Origin of the sequence: Actinoplanes sp. NBRC 103695, assembly GCF_030269485.1 — a bacterium.
GTDB lineage: Bacteria > Actinomycetota > Actinomycetes > Mycobacteriales > Micromonosporaceae > Actinoplanes.
The window spans coordinates 1-720 of sequence record NZ_BSTL01000120.1; the positions used below are offsets into that span (position 1 = coordinate 1).

Genomic DNA, 720 nt, shown 5'->3' on the forward strand with positions numbered 1-720 from the left:
CCCGACGCCCGGCTCCGCACCGACACGAACAGACTGCTGGAGGACGGCTCGAAGACCACCGCACGCGGCGGCGGGTCGATCACCCGCCAGCCGGGCCCCAGCAACGCCACGGTGGTATGCGGCTGCTCCAGCAACCGGGTCCGCGGATCCCCCGACCCGTCCGGGCTCAACTCCGGCGTCCCCTCGACAGCCCAATGCGGCTTGCCGTCGCTGCCCCGGTACAACCACACCATCTGCGGCTGCGTCGCGCCGGGCGGCCAACCATGCACCGCAGCAACCAGCGCGTCCCCCGACTCCAACTGATTCGCCACCACCGACGGAGCCACCTGCGTGAACTCACCGCCCACCGCATCACGCAGCCCGGCCAGCGAAACCCGCCCCGACGAGCCGAGAACCGCCGCCAGAGGCCGACCCGGCCCGTCACCCAAAGCCGCGTACGGCACACCCAGCTGCGCGGAATGGTCGGCAACCGGATCCGGCTCACCGGTCAGCCCCGGCGGCTCCAACCCCAGAAAGCGTTCCACCTTGCCCGGACCAGCCAGCCCAGTGTCGGCGCTCAACGTGCGCAACGCCCGCCGCTGATCAACCGTCAAGACCGGAAGAAGGCGCCGCACGGAATCGTCCACCCGCACGACCTGACCAGCCACGGTGTCGGGCACATCCGTCATGGCCGGCAAGTTGATATCCGCACCCAACGACCGGCGCGCCGCGTCCAGCACA

At 70.8% G+C, this 720-nt stretch carries 1 protein-coding gene; it reads right to left on the reverse strand.

Annotation, left to right across the window (positions count from 1 at the left end):
• Nucleotides 1-668: hypothetical protein (locus tag QSK31_RS48525; RefSeq protein ID WP_285691998.1), on the reverse strand; the 668-nt coding region annotated here is incomplete at its 3' end.
• Nucleotides 669-720 lie beyond the last annotated feature (52 nt).